This window comes from Bacillus basilensis, assembly GCF_050630465.1.
GTDB lineage: Bacteria > Bacillota > Bacilli > Bacillales > Bacillaceae_G > Bacillus_A > Bacillus_A basilensis.
In genome coordinates this window covers 469,688-488,122 of sequence record NZ_JBNTQO010000004.1, presented here as the reverse complement: position 1 = coordinate 488,122, position 18,435 = coordinate 469,688, and the positions used below count along the sequence as shown (strand labels likewise).

General features: G+C 35.9%; 18 protein-coding genes, 1 tRNA gene and 2 pseudogenes. 7 read left to right on the top strand and 14 right to left on the bottom strand.

Going from position 1 to position 18,435, the window contains the following annotated elements; all coding sequences use genetic code 11:
- Positions 1-106: 106 nt before the first annotated feature.
- The 4 genes from ACQVV1_RS11880 to ACQVV1_RS11865 all read right to left on the bottom strand — a co-directional run bounded on the left by ACQVV1_RS11880 (position 107) and on the right by ACQVV1_RS11865 (position 3,186).
- Entirely contained in the window at positions 107-694 is a 588-nt protein-coding gene (locus ACQVV1_RS11880; RefSeq protein ID WP_000172840.1) for a CalY family protein, read from the bottom strand.
- 62 nt (positions 695-756) lie between these two features.
- On the bottom strand, positions 757-1,326 hold the full coding sequence (gene sipW, locus ACQVV1_RS11875; protein ID WP_063224542.1) for a signal peptidase I SipW: 570 nt from the start codon (positions 1,324-1,326) through the stop codon (positions 757-759).
- Between the two features lie 190 nt (positions 1,327-1,516).
- Positions 1,517-2,803: a D-alanyl-D-alanine carboxypeptidase family protein gene (locus ACQVV1_RS11870; RefSeq protein WP_242251023.1), complete on the bottom strand. Its 1,287-nt coding sequence runs from the start codon at positions 2,801-2,803 to the stop codon at positions 1,517-1,519.
- 155 nt (positions 2,804-2,958) lie between these two features.
- Positions 2,959-3,186, bottom strand: a complete 228-nt coding sequence (locus ACQVV1_RS11865; protein ID WP_000251865.1) for a hypothetical protein — start codon at positions 3,184-3,186, stop codon at positions 2,959-2,961.
- Between the two features lie 354 nt (positions 3,187-3,540).
- On the opposite strand from ACQVV1_RS11865, the gene ACQVV1_RS11860 reads away from it, so the two are divergent.
- The 3 genes from ACQVV1_RS11860 to ACQVV1_RS11850 all read left to right on the top strand — a co-directional run bounded on the left by ACQVV1_RS11860 (position 3,541) and on the right by ACQVV1_RS11850 (position 5,088).
- Entirely contained in the window at positions 3,541-4,296 is a 756-nt protein-coding gene (locus ACQVV1_RS11860; protein WP_431168900.1) for a class I SAM-dependent methyltransferase, read from the top strand.
- Positions 4,297-4,601: 305 nt separating this feature from the next.
- Positions 4,602-4,826, top strand: a complete 225-nt coding sequence (locus ACQVV1_RS11855) for a hypothetical protein (protein WP_212956578.1) — start codon at positions 4,602-4,604, stop codon at positions 4,824-4,826.
- Between the two features lie 189 nt (positions 4,827-5,015).
- A tRNA-Val gene (locus ACQVV1_RS11850) sits at positions 5,016-5,088 on the top strand.
- Positions 5,089-5,584: 496 nt separating this feature from the next.
- Here ACQVV1_RS11850 and ACQVV1_RS11845 read toward each other — a convergent pair.
- The 10 genes and pseudogenes from ACQVV1_RS11845 to ACQVV1_RS11800 all read right to left on the bottom strand — a co-directional run bounded on the left by ACQVV1_RS11845 (position 5,585) and on the right by ACQVV1_RS11800 (position 9,359).
- Positions 5,585-5,773 (bottom strand): hypothetical protein, encoded by a 189-nt coding sequence (locus ACQVV1_RS11845; RefSeq protein WP_242251021.1) that lies wholly within the window; start codon positions 5,771-5,773, stop codon positions 5,585-5,587.
- 50 nt (positions 5,774-5,823) lie between these two features.
- A pseudogene (locus tag ACQVV1_RS11840) lies at positions 5,824-6,071 on the bottom strand (DUF4176 domain-containing protein).
- A 171-nt stretch (positions 6,072-6,242) separates the two neighbouring features.
- Entirely contained in the window at positions 6,243-6,437 is a 195-nt protein-coding gene (locus ACQVV1_RS11835; protein WP_242251020.1) for a hypothetical protein, read from the bottom strand.
- Positions 6,438-6,439: 2 nt separating this feature from the next.
- Positions 6,440-6,886 (bottom strand): hypothetical protein, encoded by a 447-nt coding sequence (locus tag ACQVV1_RS11830; protein ID WP_309259859.1) that lies wholly within the window; start codon positions 6,884-6,886, stop codon positions 6,440-6,442.
- 145 nt (positions 6,887-7,031) lie between these two features.
- Positions 7,032-7,289: pseudogene (locus ACQVV1_RS11825) on the bottom strand (WXG100 family type VII secretion target); the annotation flags it as partial.
- Between the two features lie 488 nt (positions 7,290-7,777).
- Positions 7,778-8,047, bottom strand: a complete 270-nt coding sequence (locus ACQVV1_RS11820) for a hypothetical protein (protein WP_242251017.1) — start codon at positions 8,045-8,047, stop codon at positions 7,778-7,780.
- A gap of 18 nt (positions 8,048-8,065) precedes the next feature.
- Positions 8,066-8,422 (bottom strand): hypothetical protein, encoded by a 357-nt coding sequence (locus tag ACQVV1_RS11815; RefSeq protein WP_242251016.1) that lies wholly within the window; start codon positions 8,420-8,422, stop codon positions 8,066-8,068.
- A gap of 136 nt (positions 8,423-8,558) precedes the next feature.
- Positions 8,559-8,741: a DUF3976 domain-containing protein gene (locus ACQVV1_RS11810; RefSeq protein WP_001178300.1), complete on the bottom strand. Its 183-nt coding sequence runs from the start codon at positions 8,739-8,741 to the stop codon at positions 8,559-8,561.
- 28 nt (positions 8,742-8,769) lie between these two features.
- A complete protein-coding gene (locus ACQVV1_RS11805; protein ID WP_063224556.1) occupies positions 8,770-9,147 on the bottom strand; it encodes a hypothetical protein in 378 nt (125 codons plus the stop codon).
- Between the two features lie 2 nt (positions 9,148-9,149).
- A complete protein-coding gene (locus ACQVV1_RS11800; protein WP_000428510.1) occupies positions 9,150-9,359 on the bottom strand; it encodes a helix-turn-helix transcriptional regulator in 210 nt (69 codons plus the stop codon).
- Between the two features lie 825 nt (positions 9,360-10,184).
- Between ACQVV1_RS11800 and odhA the strand changes: the two genes are divergently transcribed.
- The 4 genes from odhA (at position 10,185) to ACQVV1_RS11780 (ending at position 18,435) form a co-directional block, all read left to right on the top strand.
- Positions 10,185-13,052, top strand: a complete 2,868-nt coding sequence (gene odhA / locus ACQVV1_RS11795; protein WP_431168899.1) for a 2-oxoglutarate dehydrogenase E1 component — start codon at positions 10,185-10,187, stop codon at positions 13,050-13,052.
- A 132-nt stretch (positions 13,053-13,184) separates the two neighbouring features.
- On the top strand, positions 13,185-14,444 hold the full coding sequence (gene odhB / locus ACQVV1_RS11790; RefSeq protein WP_431168898.1) for a 2-oxoglutarate dehydrogenase complex dihydrolipoyllysine-residue succinyltransferase: 1,260 nt from the start codon (positions 13,185-13,187) through the stop codon (positions 14,442-14,444).
- Between the two features lie 125 nt (positions 14,445-14,569).
- Positions 14,570-16,489, top strand: coding sequence for a putative thiazole-containing bacteriocin maturation protein (locus ACQVV1_RS11785; RefSeq protein ID WP_242251013.1), 1,920 nt, complete (start codon positions 14,570-14,572; stop codon positions 16,487-16,489).
- A complete protein-coding gene (locus tag ACQVV1_RS11780; protein ID WP_242251010.1) occupies positions 16,486-18,435 on the top strand; it encodes a TOMM precursor leader peptide-binding protein in 1,950 nt (649 codons plus the stop codon). Before ACQVV1_RS11785 ends, ACQVV1_RS11780 begins: the two co-directional genes overlap by 4 nt.

Here is an 18,435-nt window from a genome sequence, read left to right as displayed (position 1 = left end):
TGAGTCCATATAAATATAGAACTCAGGTTGCTTAGTTGCGCTTTTTAAATACTGTCTACTTGACAGGGGTCACTCCACTTTTGATAGTCTCTTTTTGTTGTCCTTATTATTTTGTTTCACCATCGCCTTGTTGTGCGTCAAACGTCCAAGTTAATTGTAGCTTATCACCTTGGAATTCATTTTGATCTTTTTTATTATCAACAAACTCAAATTTCACTTTGAATTTATCAGATTTACCTGCTGAAATACCTTTTTCATCCCAGAACCAAGCAGCTAAATCGTTATTTACCGCAGTAAGTGTGTCACCCTTCAATTTATCTAGCGTTGTTTCTTTTACGATTGTTTCATGCTTGTCTACATTTTTTAAGAATGTTACTTTAATATGTTTACCAAAATCATCTTTATTATCTTTCTTCACATCTTCTACATTGTAATCTGTTTTTAGTAGTACTTTTTTAATATCTAATGTCCCTTTATTTTCTAATTTAAATTCTTTTTCAACTGTATCACCAGGTTTTAAATTCGATACATTAACAACTGTTGATGGATTTAATGCTAAATCAAGCGTACCAGTCGCAAATGTATTATTTGACACTTCTTTATCGCTGAAAAATGCAAATGTTCCTCCGCCAACTAATGCAGCCCCTAATACTGCTGATGCGATACCCATTCCTAATTTTTTCTTTAAAGTCATGTCCATATCCCCTTAATCTATATATTTGTCAACTTCCTAACCGGAAAGTATAACCAAACGAACTAGACGGATTGTTCTACTTTTTTCTCTTTCTTTTCTCCGTCTATGCTACGAATAGCACTAAAAATAGAAATCGCAGAATAGCCTAGTAAAAAGACTCCTGGAATAATAAGAAGCAAAGCTGCTCCAGCTTTTGAATTCGCATAATTTAGTGCATACCCTGCATAAGGAACTGTAATATCTGCATATTTCCCAATGACATTCTCCGCAAGTACTGGTTCTAGATCAGGGCCATTGTTGTTATCCCCTTTTGTTTCATACATTACTTTTCCATTTGTATCTTTCACACCAATAATACGGTGAGTGATAATTTTTTCATCTTTCTCTTTAAAGGTAATAACATCACCTTTTTGATATTTAGAACCATCTTTCTTCGGCTCTATCGCAATAATTGATCCTGTTAAAAATGTTGGTTCCATCGATCCAGAAAGAACGCTCTTAAATTGATATCCCATCACAGTTGGATCACCACCGCTCGCTTTTGAAGAAATAACTACAAAAGCTAAGCAAACCATTAACGCAAATAAAACAAATGAGATAACGTTGCTAATCACCTTCCAAATTAATTTCATCGTTTCTCTCCCTCTCCGTTGTTTTATATTATTTGAAGTATGCAATATCCACCTTAGTTCTTTAACAAGAACACAAGTAAATAATATAACGAACAAAAAGGAAATGCAATAATAAAATTTACAATTATTAGTTATTTCCAACAAAAAAAGACTGTGACAAAGTCTCTTCACAGCCTTTTAAACTAGTAATTTATTTTTCTTCTGATTTCATTCCTTTTGTATTTCGGCGCAGCACTACAAATAAAATGGCTCCAAATAATATGGCACCACCTATCCCAATGCTTATTATTTTCACGTTTGATTCGTTTACTTCAGGCTCGACCGTATCTTTTTTAGGCATCGCAAAAGTAACATCTTCTTTAGAAAGAACATTTACCGTCGCAATTGTTTGATTATTCTTCGTAATATCAACTGCCCCAACTACCTCACCACGATGAATTCCTTTATGATACAAAGAATCTTTATCTAATGAAGCCGCACGGAAAGTCGTTCTCACATTTTTTCCTTCATCTTTCTTAAGCATCAGTTCTGCACTTTTTTCAAGCTCGCTATCAATATCTTTATTTAAATACGTTGTCTTTTGATGCCAACTATGTTTATCTAGTACAGTTTGCTTCACAAATTGACCAAAAGAATATTCCGCCATCTGCTTCAAGTCTTCATAAATTTCAGGTCTTTGAGAAGCCATTACTACATTTATAATACAATTTCCATCCTTCTCATTTAATAAAACGAGCGTATTGCGCGCTTCATTTGTAAAACCCGTCTTACCGCCAATACTATATGGGTTTTCAAAATAAGTAGATTTATTAAAAATAGACACCGTCTGTCTAGATGTCGTAACTGTCGTTCTTTTCGTATTCATCGCTTGTAAAATTTCAGGATACTTTTGCACACCTCTCGTAATCATAGCCATATCAAATGGAGTTGTATAATGATTCGGATCATGTAATCCATTCGGTGTTACAAAATGACTATCTGTCGCCCCTAATTGCTTCGCTCTCTCATTCATCATATTAGCGAAATTCTCAACACTTCCGCCAATACGCTCCGCAATCGCATACGACACATCATTCGCACTTAGCACCATTAAAATCATAAGTGCAGTATTTCTATTAATCGTCTCACCAGGTTGAAACTCAATTTGATAATTACTCTTCTCTTGATCTAATGCTAATTGTGAAAACGTAAATTGATCCTCTGGCTTCGTATGCTCCATAAGTAAAATCGCCGTTAACACTTTCGTCATACTAGCCGGAAATGCACGATGATGTGCGTTTTTATCATACAAAACATCTCCAGTTTTCGCATCAATCGTAGTTGCAAACTGACTAAAAACATTTGGCCCTTCCTTAGGTGGTGGTGCCACTTGTTCTGGATTCACTCCAACATTCGTCTCAGCACGTAACGTCATAGGTGTCAAAAAAAATAAACAAATAACGGTAATAAAAGCCAAAATTTTCTTAAAATTTACCATATGACTCTCCCTTTTCACTATACTATCATAGCTTAAAAACTGAATCTACCAATCTATATGTAATTTGTATTAAATTGGAAGAACATTCACTGTTTTTTACTATATCATACTTTTACGATAAAGAACATAAATATACAATAAAAAATAAGAAAGAATTATTCTTTCTTATCCTTCTCATCAATCAATGAATCTATTAAATTTTGACTAGCTTCCTCAGGTGTAATCTCATCTGTCATCCCCATAAACGACCAACCTTTAGAATCGACCCACTCAACAAACTCTTGTAAAAACTCATCATGTGTAACATCCACATCAAGAATCGAGCCATTAATTGAAATCGTTCTATTTCTAGATACGCGCATCTTGAACGTTTTCCTTACCATTACAATAATTCTCCCTCTACTCTTGAATATTTATAAAATAATCTTGTATCTCTGTTATACATGATTTTAAGTAAATTGTAAAAAGGATATATTGGCCAATTTGGATATTGAAAATGGAAATCTCTTATCCTACATTACCCTCGTGCGATATACGAATGGTCATATTATTCAACAATTAGACCATTTAGATGAATAAGAAATCATGGTCTTTTGGAAGATATCATGCAAAATAGTATAATTTGAATAAGAGAACTAAGGCAGCTCCATTTAGCTGGACTTTTACGTTGTAGACTTAGAGACTGATGCGGAAATTACTATTTCTGTACATAATATCGCTGGAAAGAAGGTAGTACTGTGAAAACAACAGAAAATTTTACTGATAAGGCCGATATATATGCGAAATATCGCCCTAGTTATCCTAAAGAATATATTGATTATTTGCTTTCGGCTAACGAACTGAATGAGAATCAAATTGTGGCCGATATCGGTTCAGGTACGGGGATATTTAGCCACCAGCTGCTTACAAGTGGTTTACATGTTATTGGAGTTGAGCCAAATGATGACATGAGAAAAATGGCAGAACAATCGTTAAGCCATTTTTCTCGTTTTCAATCAATAAAAGCAACTGCCGAACATACCACTTTAAAAGAAAATAGTGTGGATTTAATAACTGTTGCTCAAGCATTTCATTGGTTTAATAAAAAAGCTTTCAAAATCGAATGCCAACGAATTTTGAAACAAAAGGCAAATGTTGCTCTTGTTTGGAATAGTAGAGATGTAACTAGTCCGATTATTAAAGAAAATGCAGAAATTTGCCAAAAAACCTGCCCAAACTTTAAAGGATTTAGCGGTGGAATCGAGGAAACGCCAGAAATTTTTAAAAACTTTTTTAAAGATGCAAAGTATGAGTTTAAAGAATATCAAAATGATTTACTTTTTGACTATGAAGGTTTTCTAGGAAGAAATTTATCAGGATCCTATGCTCCGAAAGAAAATGACGAAGAATATAAAAACTTTATTTCTCTCCTATCAGAGTTATTCGAAAAATACAGTAAGAATGGAAAAATTGTTCTCCCAAACTTAACGCGAAGCTATATGGGCAATGTGTAAACAGCTGGACATAAAGTGAAACTTTAATCAGCCCTCACCAATCGGGCACGATCATTGAATAAACCTTAGCTTTGTTATATTTTGAGTACAGTGAAGTATCTTATATCGAATATTAAACAACTATATTTTAACCCGGTCTTAAATTCAGACCGGGGTTATGCTTTTTTTTAGGTGATGAAATTTAATAGCTTTATTATCTTTTTATAAAAAACAAAACACTTGCATTTTATCACACCAAATACACTTGACTTTAGTACAATAGAATGGAATATATTAGAAAACACCTAAAGACAAGGAGGAACTACATGGCGCGTTGTACGTATTGTAAAACGAAATGGAAAGTAAAAGATGTATGGTCGATACTCGTGACATTTGAAAAAGATTGTCCGTATTGTTTCGGAAGGCAATATTTATCAAAGAAAACAGTGAACGCTATGCCAGAACTTTTAAGCCTACCTTTACACTTCTTATTACCTTTTCTTGTTGATTTGAGTGATGAAGGTCCTTTGGATTGGTATCGAAAAAAATAATATAACCGTTTTATTCGAACCCACTTTTAATTAAACTTTCTATTTATATATTCCTTAATACACTACTAACGTAATTCCAAATACTTTCCTTTCAAAAGATTAATATAAAAATATTGTAAAATTTCAGTTAATTACTTATAATTACTTTAGCATAAAAATTAAAGATGTTATTACATAAGCATTTTTGAAGATCCCGTAGCTCAGCAGGGAGAGCGCCACCTTGACAGGGTGGAGGTCGTGAGTTCGAGCCTCTCCGGGGTCATAAAACCTAATATTATCAAGGATTGAGAGGGTATTCTCAAAAACTAAAACTGTGGAGATCTCCATCAGACACCACAAGTTAAGAGAGGACTAATTCTAGTCAGCAAACCAGCTGGCTCAGGGGTAGTCCTCTTTTTGTTTCCATAAAACTGAGAAAGGACTGAAAAGAAAATGCTACTTAAGTTTGTTATGAAAGATTTCAAAGAGGAAAAAGAGTTCGCTAATCTGTCTCCTCGTACAATTGTAGTTAGCATACGAGCTGGAAAAATCTCTGAAACTCTTAGTTTTAATCTAGACGAATTAACTGAGGAGATAATCAACGATACGTTTAATAGATAATACCTGCCGAGCCAACTCGAACATCCTAATTTAACGATACCCTACTTAGTAATTCTATACAAAAAATAAAGCAAGGATTTCTCCCTGCTTCTGTTAATTTCTTTTATTGAGAAGATTAGCTACCAATATTCTCATCTGACATTCTATACAATTTATATCTATTTTGCCCTCTTCTTTTTTCGATTTCTAAATATTACCTCTAACACTACTACTGTGGTGAATCCTACAGTCAGTTGTAAACCTATAAACAGCAGTTTATCATTTAGAGGAATATCAGGTGCACTCCACAGTAGTACCGGAGGGATAAGTATACCTATGATTACAAGAGTTCTCATTATCTTACCCATTTTGTTTCTCCTATCGTGTTTTTTAAATCTATATGTATTTTTAAACTAATCTACAATTCGACTAATTTCTCACGTAGAACTAATTACTCTCAGTCATATACCCTCTATGCATTTCCTCTACAATCTTATCATGATTAAAACACAGTGCTTTTTCATCACCTAAATAGCCCACTGGATAAGGGATGCCCACATAATCAAAATCACGTTTATCTGCTGATACAACCATTCTTCCAATGATCATAATAATCGGTTCTACTTCTTCTAGTTTTACTACTGTTCCTATTGGTAAAAGTTTCATATATATTCTCCTTTTTATTATTATAAAAACCAATTAAATATTATTAAAATCTACAAGTTAAAGTACCCTCAAAATCACAAATAATTCCTCTGTATTTGTGACCATAGGTACCCCCTATCATAATACACAGAGCATACTTACAATAATTGAATTCTTCCTTGTTTAAGTAAACTACTTATCTCTATTTTTTTTAAATTTATTAGTTATGTATTCTAATAAGTTCGTTGTACCAAAAGACAAAAGAGCTAGCAATATTATAAAAGCAATTAATGCTAATTTTTTTCCCCACCCATAAGGAGAAAATAAACTAAATATAAGTAAAGCTGAAAACCCAAAAATTTTTATAACTCTTGCTTGTTTAAACATAATTACTCTTGTCCTTCCTTAACAAATTTACCAAACAAACCACCACCAACTTTTCCACCACCAACATACGCACCAGTTTCTTGGCCAGCATGAAGCTTATAACCAAATGTTCCCAACCCTAATTCTCCACGTACTTCAAAATCATATTCACCTATTATTGGGATAAAGTCTGGGATATCAATTTTTGTTGATAATTCATATTTTTGAACCGTTAACTCTGCATCATCTTTTAAGGTGTAATCCTCAATTCCAAAAGCTACAGAACCATCTAGGAATTTTTGCGTTGCCTTCATCTCCTGATCGAATATAGCACTAGTTGTAATGGTATTCTCTAGACCTGTAACACCTGCTTTTCCTCCAATAATGTTGCCTGTAAACAAGTCTTCCTTTATGGTATCAAAGGAATAAGGAGCATTTACATCAATCTCACCATGTCCTGCCTTAAACATGAATTTAGTGTTTTCTGAAATATCAAACTTCCCTGTTACTAAATCCCCATCTGCTTTCCCGCCAAGGCGGCCATCTTCTTTCCATTCAGCTGAAACTCAGTTTGACCATTTACGCGGTCTTGTAGATACAATGCCCCCACAAAACTAGCAACCTCCATATTATCAGTTTCTTCAAATTTTTTGCGGTTGCAAGTAGAAACTTCTCAAGCGGCTCTAATATGGTTTTAAATTGTGTCATTTTAAATGATGAATCACGGAAATCCGTATTAAATTTCATATAGGTTGAGCCCAACCAATTACTAGAAATCATATCAATATCTCGTTTTAGTCGCTCCTGTGTTGCAGTTGCATTCGTGCTAACTCTGTAATATAACCTACTTTTTTGTATCTTTTTAATGATAATTTCTGCCTGGCCAAATGTTCTTTGATTTATTCCTTCTCTTATTTGCTTCAATATTTCTCTCGTTTCATCTGGTCCTCTCACATCTATCACGACAGGCTGATGTGAACCTTCGGGCAAATATTTCAATCTATCTTCAAACTGTTTTACTACAATGTTTATTAATGAACGTCTACCACTAGATGTCATAACATTGTAGTTTTTAACTTCTATTAAAACAGTAAACATTTTTGGTTTTACTTCGTTAAATCTCTGTTAAAATTGTTCTCTACTCGCTCCATTCCATTGTGTAGCGATATTCTTAATTTGATTGTATAGGTGTCATTATGTAAGTATTCTAAGAAGTGCCTGATGTTACTTACTGTCTTTGCAGTCTGTTCTAACCGTTCAGGCGTTACTTTTATCTATACCATTCCTTCTTTACATATTGATTTATATGTTTCTTCATTATAAATAGCAAAATAAAACCCAGCAACTTTAAGATTGCTGGGTTATCTCTTATTTATATTCGAAAAAACAATAACAATTGCCCCAAGCACATAATGCCCCGACACCAGCCACATACTCCGATCAAAAATCATAATTGACACCCAAAGCGATATATTAATAACAGCAAATAATACATATAAAATGAAGTCTCTCTTTTGTAGCTCCCCTCTATTCATTACAATGTAGATTGCACCGATTGGTGGAAGGATAAAACAAAGAAAAAAGACAAACATTTTTCTTAACGACCATGGATATGAGGTTACTGTCTGCATAGGAATCTCCTTTTCACTTTATAGTACTTTTAACATTGGCCTCACTATTCTATATTCGTCATTATACGGCTCCTTTATAATTAAAGGTAAATGGGGATCTTTTTCTTCTATCATTGTGAACACTTCTGTTTTTTCTTGTAATATGTTGGATTCACTATTTTTAGTAGGTTTTTTACTTGTTTCAATTTTCTTTGTAACTTTTCCGAGCCTTTGCCCCACTTTTTCAGTTTTAGCAGGTTCATTCGTTACGTAGTATTCCTGCCCCTCCCATACTAACATAGGTGGCACTTGTTCTCGTTTTTTACATATTATATAAGTAGTACTAGCTACAAGTAGTAGACATGTTAATAAAAAGAAGATAGTTTTTTTATTCATATACTATTCTCCCTATCCATCATTTTATTAAATTATATAATATCCATTATATGCAGTAAATGGATTATGCGGGAATTTTCGGATTTTAAACCAAAAAGGAAAAACCTTACTAATAGTAAGGTTCCATTTTTACATTCTATAGTGACTGATTTATTAAAACGATCATTACGATAATCGCTATAAACATAACAACTAAACAGCCGATCATTTTATAAAATCCTCGTTTCGTTAACGTCCCACCTTGCACGTCTTTACGAATAAATAAGAATACGGCTAAAAATAATACAAGCCCAATGCCAAAAGCATACATCATTTGCATATGTTAATCTTCCTTTCTCTCTTCCATCTTAATATCTTTTTGCCAAAACAACAAACGAGATAAAGACGGTACTCATCGTGAGTGCCATAAGTATATTCAATAGTTCAGTAGCAGATAGTGTAATTATTTTCAAGTTTAAGCCAATAGAGAAAAGAAGATAATATGCTGTTAACGCAAAAAAGCTGAAGAACATGCCTTTATAACGAATTAATTTCATCCGCTCGTCTTTTTCTTTAAATTGTGGGTGTAAGTAGCTGAGGCAGAAACACATAATCATCATTGCAAGAACTGTATAAGTTGGAGTCGGTGGTGCTGAATGCGTCATTATACCTGCTAATACCATAGTTCCACTCATAATAAAAAAAATAATTCCCATGATTAAAAAGTACTTTTGTGAATAGTTCATCTTTACTCCTCCCCTTCTTTTCCTTCATAAATAAATACATGTTCTATCGTTGTCTGAAATGTTTTTGCTATTTCAAATGCTAACGGAAGTGATGGATCGTATTTTCCCTTTTCAATTGAAATGATGGTTTGTCTGGAAACTCCAAGTTTCTCAGCCAATTTTTCTTGAGATAGTCCAAATTTTTTTCGGTATTCGACCATTTTATTTTCCAAGGAAATTTCTCCCTCCTTCCTTATACCGAGTATATATGTAAAGTAAACTTTACGTCAAGCTTCCTTTACATTAGTTTTGATTATTATTCACGCTATTTATATAGAAGAAACTTTTTCAATTTCAGTACGTCTATTTTGAAACAAAACACGGAACACTGTAAATAACCGTTACTATATCTCCTCCTCTCTTTTTTTAAAATTTAATATCTTCATATTTGTTTTACCCTTTTAAAATATTTCATTTATCCCTTTATTCCACGAAATGTGTTATTAGTTTTACGGTGTTTTTCAGCATATTTATAGAAACTAACTGTTTATGAAGCATTTTTTATGTTTAGCAACTTTTTTTGTAGAAATCCTTCACTTTCCTTTCGATATTTAACACTATCTAAATAAAGTTTACGCTAAATTCATAATTTTTTATTTTTTATACTATATTCCGTTATATTGTTGTATAATATCAATGAAAGCGCTTATTATTTCAATATACATAATTCGAACTCATTTTTATCGAAACATTCTAACTATTATACTTATATTTACATGCAATAATTTTAGCTATTCGTATAGGTATACCAAATATATCCACCCCATTTTTCTGTAAAATTACTTTATAACATGAAAGATTAACTTGGGTGATAAGTTATTGTGAATGTTTTTTTACAAAACAGATAAGTAATAGTGTTTGGTATTATGTAAATTATTGTAATAACATAAGAGTAAAGAAAACATTTACATTGATTATTGGTTCATTAATTATTGAAAAGAGCAAAATGCACCTTTTTGTATGGAAAAAGGATTATATGCATTGGGAGGTTTAAACAAATGACGAGGAAGAATACAACGACAAACCCTTGGGCCAAGTTCCACGGTCCGAACCTTGGTTATGTTATTGAACAGTATGATCTTTACGTAACTGGAGCAGGTTCTGTTGATCCGGAATTACAAGAGCTTTTTGAAATTTTTGGAGCTCCTTCGTTTCAAGATGATGTCGTAACAGGGGACAACACAGCAACACATTTTTCTCCTCAAAACACAGGGAACATTGAAAAAATTCTTAAAGTTGTTCAGCTTGTTGAGCAGATTCGTTCTTTCGGACATACGTTGGCTCACATCAATCCGATGGAAGATGCTGCAAATGGACAATCTCTTCTTGAGAAAGCAATGAACGAACTGAGCGATGCTGATTTGAAAGCGATTCCAGCAAAAACAGTATGGCAAGATGCACCAGAAGGTATTCACACTGCACTTGATGTAATTCATAGATTAAAAGAAGTGTATACACAATCTTTAGCTTATGAATTTTCTCATATACAAGATAGTGAAGAACGCGCGTGGTTGCATCAAATGGTGGAATCAAATTCATTGCGTCAACCACTATCAAATAAAAAACGAACTGCTCTTTTAAAACGTTTAACAGCTGTTGAAGGTTTCGAGCAATTCTTGCATAAAACATTCGTTGGGCAAAAGCGTTTCTCTATTGAAGGCGTTGATATGCTTGTACCTGTTCTAGATGAAATTGTTCTAGAAGGTGCCAAGGACGGCGTAGAAGATGTCATGATTGGTATGGCTCACCGCGGTCGTCTAAGCGTACTTGCTCACGTATTAGAAAAACCTTATAGTCACATGTTTGCTGAGTTCAAACATGCAAAAATAGAAGGCACAGTGGCAAATTCTGGCTGGACTGGCGACGTGAAATACCATTTAGGTAGAGAACAAGTCGTTGGTAACGATGAAGTTAGCACTCGCGTTACATTAGCAAATAACCCAAGTCACCTTGAGTTCGTTAACCCTGTTGTGGAAGGTTTCGCACGTGCGGCTCAAGAAAATCGTAAAAAATCTGGTCTGCCAGAACAAGATACTTCAAAATCATTCGTAATTTTAGTTCATGGTGATGCTGCATTCCCTGGTCAAGGTATTGTATCTGAGACATTGAACTTAAGCAGATTGAACGCATATCAAACGGGCGGAACAATTCATGTTATCGCAAACAATGCAGTTGGTTTTACGACTGATAGCTATGATTCTCGTTCTACGAAATATTCAAGTGACCTTGCAAAAGGTTTCGATATTCCGATTGTTCATGTGAACGCTGATGATCCGGAAGCTTGTCTTGCTGCTGCTAACCTTGCGATTCAATATCGTACATTGTTCAAAAAAGATTTCTTAATCGATTTAATTGGTTACCGCCGCTACGGTCATAACGAAATGGATGACCCAGCAGTTACTCAACCACAAGTGTACAAAAAGATTAAAAATCACCCAACTGTAAGAGCAATTTATGCAGATCAATTACAAGCTGCTGGTGTTCTAAATGCAGATGAGATTGAAACAATTACACAGTTTACGCAAGAGCAATTAAAATCTGACTATGCACAAGTACCACCAGCTGATACGAGCGATGCAACAATTCACGTTAAAGTACCAGATGTTGTTGCAAAAGGTATTCAGCCAATTGATACTGGTGTTGGGCTTGACTCACTTCGTGCAATTAATGAAGGTCTACTCTCTTGGCCAGAAGGCTTTAACGTATATCCGAAAGTGAAGAAAATTCTTGAGCGCCGTAAAGATGCTCTTGAAGAGAACGGTAAAATTGAATGGGCACTTGCTGAGTCATTAGCATTCGCTTCTATTTTACAAGAAGGTACGCCAATTCGTTTAACTGGTCAAGATTCACAGCGTGGTACATTCGCGCACCGTCATATCGTATTACACGATACTGATACAAATGAAACATATTCACCATTACATCGTTTACCAAACATCAACGCTTCATTCTCTGTTCATAACAGTCCGTTATCAGAAGCTGCTGTTGTTGGTTACGAGTATGGTTATAACGTATTCGCTCCAGAAACTCTTGTTATGTGGGAAGCGCAATATGGTGACTTCTCAAATACTGCGCAAGCATTATTTGATCAATATGTTTCAGCTGGAAGAGCAAAATGGGGTCAAAAATCTGGTTTAGTTCTTCTATTACCACACGGTTATGAAGGTCAAGGACCAGAGCACTCTAGTGCACGTCCAGAGCGATTCTTACAGCTAGCTGCTGAGAACAACTGGACAGTTGCAAACTTAACGAGCGCGGCACAATACTTCCATATTTTACGTCGTCAAGCATCTATCTTAGGAACCGAAGCTGTTCGACCATTGGTACTGATGACGCCAAAGAGCTTATTACGTCACCCACTTACGCTTTCAACTGCTAGCCAGTTAAGCGAAGGACGTTTCCAACCTGCATTAGAACAAGAAAACCTTGGCACAAAACCAAACAAAGTAAAACGTCTTGTTTTAAGTACAGGTAAAATGGCGATTGACTTAGCAGCAGAAATCGAGTCTGGTAAGCATGAGTACAATTTAGATGAAGTTCATGTTGTTCGTATTGAACAATTGTACCCATTCCCTGCTGAAAAAGTTCAATCTATTATTAAACGCTTTAAAAACTTAGAAGAAATTATTTGGGTTCAAGAAGAGCCTCGTAATATGGGCGCATGGCATTACATGGCTCCAATTCTGTTCGAACTAGCTGGAGATAAAGTGAAAACAGGTTACATTGGACGCCCAGATCGCTCTAGCCCATCTGGCGGCGATCCATTCGCTCACAAAGCTGAGCAAGAACTAATTGTTGCACACGCTTTAGATGTGAAGTATAACTTCCGCCAAGATAAACAAGAAATTGAAGTTTTCAGCAACTAAAAAGTAACAATGAAGGTTTCTAGCTTGTTCTTGGGCAGATATTCTGCCCAAGGTCAGGCTAACAAATGGAGATTACCGAAGACAAAAGAAGAAAAAACACACCGTTAGGCAAATAAGGGGAGGACATTTAAAATGATCGAAATTAAAGTACCTGAGCTTGCAGAATCTATTACTGAAGGAACTATCTCACAATGGCTTATCAACGTAGGCGACAAAGTTGAGAAAGGTGGCAGCGTTGTTGAACTTGAAACTGATAAAGTCAATGTAGAAATCATTGCAGAAGATTCAGGTATTGTATCGAAATTACTAGGCGAACCTGGGGATACGGTTGAAGTTGGCGCAACTATCGCAATTTTAGATGCAAACGGAGCACCAGTTGCAGTTAGTACACCTGCTCCATTGGCTGAGCAACCAAAACAAGAAACAACAGAAGCACCGAAAGCAGCAGCTCCAAGTGCTGAGCAAACTGCAACTCTACAAGGTTTACCAAATACAAACCGTCCTATCGCATCACCAGCTGCTAGAAAAATGGCTCGTGAATTAGGAATCGACTTAAACGACGTACGTAGCACAGATCCACTTGGACGTGTGAGACCACACGATGTACAAGCCCATGCTGCAGCACCAAAAGAAGCACCCGCTGCTCCAAAAAGTCCAGCTCCTGCTCCAGTTACAAAAACGGAATTCGAAAAACCAGTTGAGCGCGTGAAAATGTCCCGCCGCCGTCAAACAATTGCAAAACGTCTTGTAGAAGTTCAACAAACATCTGCAATGTTAACAACATTTAACGAAGTTGATATGACTGCAATCATGGAATTACGTAAAGAGCGTAAAGATGCTTTCGAGAAAAAACATGATGTACGTCTTGGTTTCATGTCATTCTTCACAAAAGCAGTTGTTGCAGCATTAAAACAATTCCCATTATTAAATGCTGAAATTCAAGGCGACGAGCTTATCATTAAAAAATTCTATGATATCGGTATTGCAGTAGCAGCTCCAGATGGATTAGTTGTTCCAGTTGTACGCGATGCTAACCAATTAAACTTCGCTGAAATCGAAAGCGAAATTCGTAATTTAGGTATGAAAGCACGCGATAACAAACTTTCATTAAAAGAACTACAAGGTGGTACATTTACAATTACAAACGGTGGTGTATTCGGTTCTCTAATGTCAACACCGATCCTAAACAGCCCACAAGTTGGTATTTTAGGAATGCACAAAATCCAAGTACGTCCAGTTGCAATTGATAACGAGCGTATGGAAAACCGTCCAATGATGTACATCGCTTTATCTTACGATCACCGTATTGTTGATGGTAAAGAAGCAGTTAGCTTCCTTGTTGCTGTTAAAGATATGCTTGAAGATCCAAAATCATTATTATTAGAAGGTTGATAGATTAATAATCTATTACAGGCTGTAGAATACATCATTCTACAGCCTTTTTTTATTGCGTTCATACGGGACAAATTGCATGACATAAGCTAATAACGTATGCCTAAAACGTAAGGAGGATTAAAATGAGTAACCTTCCAATTCATGCAAAACTTAAAGTAAATAAGGATACTTTCTTCCTCCCCGACTCAAACGGGGGTGTCTATTTTCGAAATAACGCCAGTTCATTTCGCATGGACGGTGATGGAATTTATAGCTGGATCGAAAAATTAATGCCAATGTTTAACGGTAATTATTCTTTAGCAGAAATAACGGATGGTCTCCCTCTTCCCTATCAAAATCGTGTATTTGAAATTGGAGAAATTTTATATACAAATGGGTTTGTCCGTGATGTAAGCCAAGATGCACCTCATGAATTAAACAGTGCATTACTTGACAGGTATGCTTCGCAAATTGAATTTCTAGAAGCTGATTCCCATTCAGGCGCTTTAAAATTTGAAACGTATCGCACTGCGAATGTACTTATAATTGGTTCTGGAGATATGCTTACCTCCTTAGTTTCTTCTTTATTAAAATCCGGATTACCTACATTTCATTACCTTGTGACAGATTATGCGGAAACGAATTACGACCGTATTCACGAGCTAGTAGAACTTGCACATGAAGTAGATGATACTGTACTTGTTGAAGAAATAGACACGACAATTGATCGTCCCCTGCATGAAGTGTTCGAACCTTTCGACTGGATTTTGTACGTTTCTCAAAATGGAGATATTGATGGCCTAAGAGCAGTTCATACAATTTGCAAGGAAATAGGAAAGAACTTCATACCTGCCGTCTGTTTATCAACACTTGGTATAGCTGGTCCTGTCGTAACAGCTAATCGTGAAGAATGCTGGGAATCCGCATGGCATCGGCTACATGAAACAGCTTTACAAAATGAACATTCATCAGCATCATTTTCACCAGTTACATCTGCAATGTTAGCAAATATAATCGTTTTTGAATTATTTAAACATGTTGCTGATGATTCACATCGAGAAAAGAATCCACAATTCTTTTTATTAAACTATGAAACACTTGAAGGTACATGGCATCCTTTTATAAAACATCCTCTCGCAACTGATGAAAGCTTTACAATTGATACGATAGAAAACCTTTCTGAAACACTTGAGCATCGGTCCAACCAACATACCTCAACTGATTTATTCCGTTTTTTCGATTCATTAACTTCTAAAGAAGCTGGTATATTCCATGTGTGGGATGAACAAGATTTATATCAATTACCGTTATCACAATGCAGTATTCAAGTAGCTACTCCACTATCAGATGGGCCTACTTCCATCCTGCCTCTTATGACTTTCAGCGGATTAACTCATAATGAAGCGCGACGAGAAGCTGGTTTAGCAGGAATTGAAACATACGTAGCGGAAATTATGCACCGCCTTATTCCTGAACATAATGATATCGGTATTGGTGCTGGAGAAACGATGACAGAAGGTGTATACCGGGCGCTACAACAACATTTAAATAACAAATTGTATGAACGGCAGTCACATATGCTAGAAGAGATTACAACAATCGATTTAACTGAAATTCATGATAAACATTGTAGATTTTATTACGATGCCCTCACTACAATTCATGAAACTCCTAAAATAGCAATGAGTGAAGAGATTCTCAGCTTCCCAGTCGTTTGGGTCGGTATAAATAATCGATGGTACGGTGCATCTAATATAAATATGACGTTAGCGTTACGAAACGCACTACAACTATCACTTCTTCACATTCAAAATGAAGAAACTCCTTACAGAGCTAATATTTTGCCTGAATCATCTATTATTTTATATGACACAGATTCTTTTAGAGTGGAAATACAAGCGGAAGAAGGAACTCCAAGTGTGCAATCTTTACAGCTTGCCTTACAACATTTAGAAGAACATAATTTTTATCCATTCGTGTTTGATTTAGCGATTGAATCATTTTTGAAAGAAAACCTAGATGGTGTGTACGGGGTATTAATTGCAAAGGAGGACGGTCTATGAGTCAAAATATATTACTTATAGGAGATGGCCTACTTGCAGACTATGTACATGATCAATTGCGCGAACAATATTCCATCACTCGCCAACATACAATTGCAAACGAACTCCCTGAAAATATCAACCTTGCTCTCGTATTACATGACGGCTCTCCTTCTACTATTCATCATGATGCTGAGCTAATTTTTCGTTCCAATCATATTCCGTGGCTACGTGCGTTTACTTCATTTGGTGAAGGTATTATCGGTCCTTACATTCATCCCCTTGCAGAGGGATGTACCAATTGCGCCGATGGACGACGCTTTATCGCTGGATTTGATCAACAAGAAATGTGGGAACTAAAGCGGAAATATGCAGTAAAAGAAGAGAACTTGACGAGGCGCGATGTACGTGCCACTCAAAATGGCATTCTGCAAATGTGTCATCTTATTCGTGCAGAAACAGAGAAAATATTAACTCATAACCATTCTTCATTAGAAAATAAACTCCTTTTACTCAACTTACAAACACTGCAATGTACGCGGCATTCTTTTCTTCCAGATCCGCTCTGTCCTGTATGTAGCAATTTACCTGATGATACGGCAGATGCAGCAGAGATTTCTTTACAACCGAGCTTAAAAACAAGTGATGCGACATATCGCTGTCGTTCGATTCATGAACTCAACACATTTTTAACAAAAGATTATTTAGATTACCGAGTCGGTATGCTGAACGGAAAAATGCAGCATTCTTTATTGCCGTTTGCTGACGTTATTATAAACATGCCGTTAATGTTTGGAAATGAAGGTGTTGCAGGTCGAACTCATTCATTTGCAATAAGTGAAGCGACTGCTATTTTAGAAGGTTTAGAAAGATATTGTGGTATGTCACCGCGCGGGAAAAAGACAACTGTACACGGCAGTTTTCATGATGTAGAGGATCACGCACTGAACCCTATCACACTCGGTGTGCATACAAACGAACATTACAATCGTGATAATTTTCCATTTAAACCGTTTGATCCTGACTATGACCAAAACTGGGTATGGGGATATTCATTATCACAAAACCGGCCAATTTTAGTTCCTGAATCAATTGCTTATTATAGCCTTGGTCATCGAGATGCTTTCGTATATGAAACATCAAATGGATGTGCCATTGGTGGTAGTTTAGAAGAAGCAATTTTTCACGGCATTTTAGAAATTGTAGAGCGTGACGCCTTTTTGCTCACTTGGTATACAGAATTACCTCTTCCCCGCCTTGATCTTGATTCGGCAAATGATACGGAATTACAATTAATGATTCAGCGGCTGTACACGATTACTGGATATGAATTACACACCTTTAACGCGACGATGGAACACGGCATCCCAAGCCTATGGGTAATTGCGAAAAATACGCGTAAAAAAGGAATGAACGTTGTTTGTGCAGGAGGCTCTCATTTAGACCCAATTCGCGCTCTAAAGAGTGCCATTCATGAAATAGCAGGCATGTTACTAATAACAGACGATGAACTCGAACAAAAAAGAGAGCACTACGAAAACTGCTTACAAGACCCTTATCTCGTAAATAAAATGGAAGACCATAGTATGCTGTACGGATTGAAAGAAGCAGAAGAACGTCTTCACTTTCTTTTACGTGACGATGCACCGGTACAAACGTTCCAAGAAATGAATGCATTACAATCGTTTGATATAGATTTAACATCCGATCTTCATCAACTTGTAAATCGTTTGCATCAATCTGATCTGGAAGTAATCGTTGTAGATCAAACCGTACCCCTTATAGAAAAGAACGGATTACATTGTGTAAAAGTCATTATACCTGGCATGTTACCGATGACGTTCGGTCACCATCTCACCCGGATTACAGGGCTGGACCGAGTTTATACTATACCGATGACACTTGGATATACAGCCGAACCTTTAACGAATGAACAATTAAATCCACATCCGCATCCGTTTCCATAG

What these genes read in the sequence shown, in the direction of transcription:
- ACQVV1_RS11835 (WP_242251020.1), bottom strand. Translation starts at nt 6,437, where the DNA reads ATGTTTAAACAAGCAAGAGTTATAAAAATTTTTGGGTTTTCAGCTTTA.
- odhA (WP_431168899.1), top strand. Translation starts at nt 10,185, where the DNA reads ATGACGAGGAAGAATACAACGACAAACCCTTGGGCCAAGTTCCACGGT.
- ACQVV1_RS11865 (WP_000251865.1), bottom strand. Translation starts at nt 3,186, where the DNA reads ATGGTAAGGAAAACGTTCAAGATGCGCGTATCTAGAAATAGAACGATT.
- ACQVV1_RS11820 (WP_242251017.1), bottom strand. Translation starts at nt 8,047, where the DNA reads ATGCAGACAGTAACCTCATATCCATGGTCGTTAAGAAAAATGTTTGTC.
- ACQVV1_RS11855 (WP_212956578.1), top strand. Translation starts at nt 4,602, where the DNA reads ATGGCGCGTTGTACGTATTGTAAAACGAAATGGAAAGTAAAAGATGTA.
- odhB (WP_431168898.1), top strand. Translation starts at nt 13,185, where the DNA reads ATGATCGAAATTAAAGTACCTGAGCTTGCAGAATCTATTACTGAAGGA.
- ACQVV1_RS11785 (WP_242251013.1), top strand. Translation starts at nt 14,570, where the DNA reads ATGAGTAACCTTCCAATTCATGCAAAACTTAAAGTAAATAAGGATACT.
- ACQVV1_RS11805 (WP_063224556.1), bottom strand. Translation starts at nt 9,147, where the DNA reads ATGAACTATTCACAAAAGTACTTTTTAATCATGGGAATTATTTTTTTT.
- ACQVV1_RS11780 (WP_242251010.1), top strand. Translation starts at nt 16,486, where the DNA reads ATGAGTCAAAATATATTACTTATAGGAGATGGCCTACTTGCAGACTAT.
- ACQVV1_RS11830 (WP_309259859.1), bottom strand. Translation starts at nt 6,886, where the DNA reads ATGTTTAAGGCAGGACATGGTGAGATTGATGTAAATGCTCCTTATTCC.
- ACQVV1_RS11815 (WP_242251016.1), bottom strand. Translation starts at nt 8,422, where the DNA reads ATGAATAAAAAAACTATCTTCTTTTTATTAACATGTCTACTACTTGTA.
- ACQVV1_RS11870 (WP_242251023.1), bottom strand. Translation starts at nt 2,803, where the DNA reads ATGGTAAATTTTAAGAAAATTTTGGCTTTTATTACCGTTATTTGTTTA.
- ACQVV1_RS11880 (WP_000172840.1), bottom strand. Translation starts at nt 694, where the DNA reads ATGACTTTAAAGAAAAAATTAGGAATGGGTATCGCATCAGCAGTATTA.
- ACQVV1_RS11810 (WP_001178300.1), bottom strand. Translation starts at nt 8,741, where the DNA reads ATGCAAATGATGTATGCTTTTGGCATTGGGCTTGTATTATTTTTAGCC.
- sipW (WP_063224542.1), bottom strand. Translation starts at nt 1,326, where the DNA reads ATGAAATTAATTTGGAAGGTGATTAGCAACGTTATCTCATTTGTTTTA.
- ACQVV1_RS11845 (WP_242251021.1), bottom strand. Translation starts at nt 5,773, where the DNA reads ATGGGTAAGATAATGAGAACTCTTGTAATCATAGGTATACTTATCCCT.